At 42.4% G+C, this 4,794-nt stretch carries 8 protein-coding genes and 1 pseudogene; 3 read left to right on the top strand and 6 right to left on the bottom strand.

Going from position 1 to position 4,794, the window contains the following annotated elements:
* Positions 1 to 139 precede the first annotated feature (139 nt).
* Positions 140 to 340, bottom strand: a complete 201-nt coding sequence (locus ACT8YW_RS21840) for a winged helix-turn-helix domain-containing protein (protein ID WP_004295603.1) — start codon at positions 338 to 340, stop codon at positions 140 to 142.
* Between the two features lie 153 nt (positions 341 to 493).
* Positions 494 to 952: a C-GCAxxG-C-C family protein gene (locus ACT8YW_RS21835; protein ID WP_444107127.1), complete on the bottom strand. Its 459-nt coding sequence runs from the start codon at positions 950 to 952 to the stop codon at positions 494 to 496.
* Between the two features lie 92 nt (positions 953 to 1,044).
* Here ACT8YW_RS21835 and ACT8YW_RS21830 point away from each other — a divergent pair, with 92 nt between their 5' ends.
* Together ACT8YW_RS21830 and ACT8YW_RS21825 are read left to right on the top strand one after the other, a co-directional pair.
* Positions 1,045 to 1,311, top strand: coding sequence for a hypothetical protein (locus ACT8YW_RS21830; protein ID WP_004295600.1), 267 nt, complete (start codon positions 1,045 to 1,047; stop codon positions 1,309 to 1,311).
* 11 nt (positions 1,312 to 1,322) lie between these two features.
* Positions 1,323 to 1,730, top strand: coding sequence for a secondary thiamine-phosphate synthase enzyme YjbQ (locus ACT8YW_RS21825; RefSeq protein WP_004303566.1), 408 nt, complete (start codon positions 1,323 to 1,325; stop codon positions 1,728 to 1,730).
* Here ACT8YW_RS21825 and ACT8YW_RS21820 read toward each other — a convergent pair.
* A complete protein-coding gene (locus ACT8YW_RS21820) occupies positions 1,725 to 2,486 on the bottom strand; it encodes an exodeoxyribonuclease III (protein WP_004303567.1) in 762 nt (253 codons plus the stop codon). The genes ACT8YW_RS21825 and ACT8YW_RS21820 overlap by 6 nt on opposite strands.
* A gap of 29 nt (positions 2,487 to 2,515) precedes the next feature.
* Positions 2,516 to 3,769, bottom strand: a complete 1,254-nt coding sequence (locus ACT8YW_RS21815; protein WP_444107126.1) for an Nramp family divalent metal transporter — start codon at positions 3,767 to 3,769, stop codon at positions 2,516 to 2,518.
* Between ACT8YW_RS21815 and ACT8YW_RS21810 the strand changes: the two are divergent.
* Positions 3,748 to 3,819, top strand: a pseudogene (locus tag ACT8YW_RS21810) (hypothetical protein); the annotation flags it as partial. The gene ACT8YW_RS21815 and the pseudogene ACT8YW_RS21810 overlap by 22 nt on opposite strands.
* A 209-nt stretch (positions 3,820 to 4,028) precedes the next feature.
* Here the strand turns inward: ACT8YW_RS21810 and ACT8YW_RS21805 are convergent.
* Together ACT8YW_RS21805 and ACT8YW_RS21800 are read right to left on the bottom strand one after the other, a co-directional pair.
* On the bottom strand, positions 4,029 to 4,274 hold the full coding sequence (locus ACT8YW_RS21805) for a TIGR03905 family TSCPD domain-containing protein (RefSeq protein ID WP_121960277.1): 246 nt from the start codon (positions 4,272 to 4,274) through the stop codon (positions 4,029 to 4,031).
* Between the two features lie 8 nt (positions 4,275 to 4,282).
* The coding region (locus ACT8YW_RS21800; protein WP_444107125.1) for a YebC/PmpR family DNA-binding transcriptional regulator at positions 4,283 to 4,794 on the bottom strand (512 nt) is incomplete at its 5' end.

Below are 4,794 nucleotides of genomic sequence, written 5' to 3'. Positions count from 1 at the left end.
ATATTCTTCATTCTGAATTCTTATTATTTTATCTTTTTGGTGTGCAAAGATACGTAAATGGCGGAATAAAAAAAAATGCGTTGATAACATTATGATCATGTACCAACGCATTTTTTTATTGCTTAAGTGAGTTACTCGCTTAGATCAATTTGATGAAGAGTTCACCTTCAACTTCTTCCACAGAGACTTTGTCTTCTCTCAATAACCAGCCAAGGCCGAGAAACAGATCCTTGTCAACCAATTTAGTTGCTTTTTTAAGCTGCTTGGCAGTCATTCCTTCTGTTTCGTTCAGTGCATTCCAGATAGTACCTGCAATTACACCAGCTTTTTCTTTCAACATTTGCTTTGCAATTTTAGTTAGACATGCTTAAAATCATCCGGTCAAAAAGACTTTCAGATTTTATTTCGGGGACAAAGATAGTTATTTTTATGTTATATAACACTTTATTGAGCACTTTTTTATCGTTTTTGTAATAAAAAAGCATTTTTTCTTTCATTTAGGATGCTTTTCGAGATATTCAGACCAAATTCTTGCCGCTTCTTCCACCATTTTAGCGCAAGGACGCTTGCTATAATATTGAGCAGTACGCTCTTCCGGAATCGTTGAAACGGGATCTTTTTTCTTTAATCCCAACAATTCGCCACAAATCAGCGAGCCGTTACACTTCTTAAATTCAGCCGCCAGTTCTTGCACCACCGCATAATTGGCAGCTTTTCCTTCCCGGTCTGTCGCTTCCGTAGCGCCGGTTTCCAGGCCCGCCACCAAAAACATGCCGCAGGCAGCTCCACACGTTTCACGCATTCGTCCTATCCCCCCACCAAAGGAAGCACCCATACGCAACGCCTGTTCCTGTGTAAATCCATACATATCCGCAAAGGCCGCTACTACCGACTGTGAACAGTTATATCCGCTCTTAAAAAGCTCCACTGCTTTCTGTATTCTATCTTCCATAAACTATTTTGCATTTTTATTTCGCACAAAAATATAAAAAAGTATCTTTGCATCAGATAGGGCGTAAAGATTAAAATCAAAAAAAAGAAAATATGAACAAAACTATTTCATATAAAGAATCGACAGCCATTGCCATCCAAGCTATGATAAGCGCAGCCAGAAAGGATGAATATGCTGACAGGAAAAGAAAAAGTGGTTTTCCCCAAAACAGAAAGAAACGTGATGTCACTCTCAAAGATGTACGTGAATGGAACAAGAGAAGAAATTATAAAGAGGATGCAGGAATTGCCGTCAATGCAATGATGGCGTCAGCTATCAACGACCCCTATGTGGACCTGAATCCACCCTCCAAATTCTAAGAGATAAAACAATGGCTACAACATTCGATATTCAACTCCCTCATTACCCGCGTGGATTTCATTTAATCACGCGTGATATCATTTCACAACTACCAGCACTTCCCGAAAGTGGCCTACTGGTAATCTTTATCAAACACACCTCTGCCGGACTAACTATCAACGAAAATGCAGACCCGGACGTACGACATGACTTCCAGACATTCTTTAATAAACTGGTTCCCGACGGTGCCCCCTATTTCATCCATACCCTCGAAGGCCCCGACGATATGAGCGCCCATATAAAAGCCTCCCTGATAGGAAGCTCGGTCACTATCCCCATCAAGAATCACCGCCTGAACCTGGGAACATGGCAAGGTGTCTACCTCTGCGAATTTCGCGACGGAGGAGACACCCGTAAATTGAGTATTACTATCCTATAATATTTCCAACGCCATCGGACAATGATCGGAATGTACGGCCTCATTCAGGATATACGCACGTTTCAACAGCGGGCGTACCGGCTCACTAACCATGCAATAGTCAATTCTCCAACCCTTATTTTTGGCACGCGAATTAAAACGATAGCTCCACCAGGTATATTCCTGTTTTTCGGGACAAAGCGTACGGAAAGAATCCACATACCCCGCAGACAGGAAACGTGTCATCCACTCCCGTTCTTCAGGAAGGAAACCACTGTTTGTTGCATTCCGGACAGGATCATGAATGTCGATCGGCTCATGGCAGATATTATAATCACCACAAAGAATCAAATTGGGACGGGACTTCTGCAACTCCATCACATACTTTTGAAAATCTTCCAGCCACACCATTTTAAAAGCCTGGCGTTCGTCCCCGCTCGTTCCCGAAGGGTGATAAACACTGACTACCGATAAGTCTCCGAAATCCGCCCGGATAAAACGTCCTTCATTATCATAAGCCTCCATTCCCATCCCATATTCCACATGGTCCGGTTCCTGCTTGGTAAGTATGGCCACTCCACTGTATCCTTTCTTCTGCGCCGAATACAAATAAGACTTGTAACCCAACGCTTCAAACACCTCTCCCGGATACTGGTCCGGTTGCAGTTTCGTCTCTTGCAGACAAAGAATATCAGGATTCTCCTGCGCCAGCCATTCCGGCAAACCTTTAGATACGGCGGCACGTAGTCCGTTCACATTATAAGTAATAATCTTCATCGATCTATATGTATTGATTTATATTCATTTTATGAAAACAAAAGCATGATATTCAGTACCGAAACAATAATGGCAATCGAATACAACACAAACGTGCTCCAACGACTATTGACATAATCTCCCATCACCTTTCGGGAAGACGTCAGTCCCACCTGCAAAAATACCGTGAAAGGTAATTGAATACTAAGTATCATCTGCGAAATAATCAATCCTTTGAAAGGATCTCCAATAAAGAAAATCAGCAATAAGGCAATTCCCAGAGATAAAAGGACTCCTACCTGCGAGTGGCTGTCTTTGATATGATACGATTCACCGAAAATACCCGCAAAGATGGAACCTGCCGCCATTCCGCTCGTAATGGTGGATGAAATACCCGCCATCAGCAATGCCAGTGCAAATACGATGGCAGCATTACTTCCCAACAAAGGTTCGAGCAATGACTTAGCCTGTTGCAGTTCCTCTACCTGAATACCGCTTTTAAAGAAAGTAGCGGCAGCCAGAAGAATCATGGCACTGTTAATCGCCCAGCCGACAATCATTGAGAAAAGAGTATCAAACAACTCATATTTCAAGACCTTCTTAATAGAAGCATCATCTTTCTTATTATATTCGTGACTCTGAATCACCTCCGAATGAAGAAACAGATTATGAGGCATCACTACCGCTCCCAACACACTCATTATAATCAGCATACTTCCTTTCGGAAAAGAAGGAGTCACCCACCCTGCTGTCGCAGCCGGCCAGTCTATTTCCACCAGAAACAGTTCGTAGATAAACGAAAGCCCGATAACGGAGACAAATGCAATGATGGAACGCTCTATCTTTTTATACGAATTAGTGAAAAGCATGATAGAGACAAAAAGCGTAGTCAACACAGCTCCCCATATAATAGGAATATCAAAGAGCATTTCCAACGCAATGGCACCTCCCAGAATTTCCGCTAAAGAAGTAGAAATCGACGCCAATACCGCCGTACCAAGAATAGGTCGCGACACCCATTTGGGAGTGTATTTAGTGGCCGCCTCCGAAAGGCAAAGCCCAGTAACGATCCCCAGATGGGCAACATTGTGCTGAAGCACAATCAGCATAATAGTGGACAATGTAACCACCCAAAGTAAGGAATAACCAAATTCGGAACCGGCGGCGAAGTTAGAAGCCCAGTTTCCCGGATCAATAAATCCTACCGTAACCAGAAGCCCCGGACCAATATATTTAAAAACATCCAGTCCACCCAGATAGCGTTTATGATCTTTCCGTCTTAAGTCTTGAAAAATATTCTTCATTTTTGCATAATAGTTTATCCAGTACAAATATACTTATAAATAACGAGTGAGAATCAATTTTAGTTCAAAATACCGACCAATAAGTAGATGACCTATGGACACAGATGATACACTAATTATGAGAACATTATTATAAAAGGGTTGAGTAAGGACTACTCGAGAAAAGGAAATAAGGACTTTCTGCTAAAAAAATGACCTCCGACAAACCAATTGCCAGAGGTCACAAATCAATATATAATTTACATAAATGAAAAATCAATCAATATCCCATCTCATGCAATGCACGACATAATTGATCGGGACATGAGGTCGGTCTGCCACTGCAACGCACTCCTTCGAGTTTTGTAATCACATCCGCTACCTTCATCCCTCTCACAAGGCGGGAAAGACCTTGAAGGTTACCATTACATCCTCCCCAGAAAGCAACTTCCTTCACCACTCCATCTTCCACATTCAGTTCGATATTCGTGCTGCAAGTCCCCTGGGTCTTATAAACATATTCCATAACCTGTCTTACTCCTCTTCCCCTTCTTCCGGTTGCATGTTGGTATAGACAGTCTGCACGTCATCAAATTCTTCCAGACGTTCGATCATCTTATCCAATGTTTCGCGTTGTTCCGGAGTAACCTCTTTCAAGTCGTTCGGGATATAAGTGAAGTCTCCACCGACATCTTCAAAGCCACATTCTTCCAAATGCTTCTGAATAGCGGCGTAGCTCTTAGGATTACCATAGATAGTAATTGTTCCCTCTTCATCATCTTCTTCATATTCATCTTCCACGTCATAGTCGATCAGATCGAGAATCAGTTCTTCCATATCCAATCCGTCTTTCTTCTTGAAAGTGAACACACATTTGTGGTCGAAAAGGAACGCAAGAGAACCCATTGTACCTAGATTGCCACCGAACTTATTGAATAACGAACGAACGTCAGCCACCGTACGAGTTGTGTTGTCTGTCAATGTGTCTACAAACACAGCAATACCGTGAGGGCCGTATCCTTCATAAGTCATGCTCTTGTAGTCGC

The sequence above is a fragment of the Bacteroides sp. genome (assembly GCF_052357945.1).
Taxonomy (GTDB): domain Bacteria; phylum Bacteroidota; class Bacteroidia; order Bacteroidales; family Bacteroidaceae; genus Bacteroides.
The sequence above is the reverse complement of the archived record's forward strand: the minus strand, read 5'-3'. Positions and strand labels throughout refer to the sequence as shown.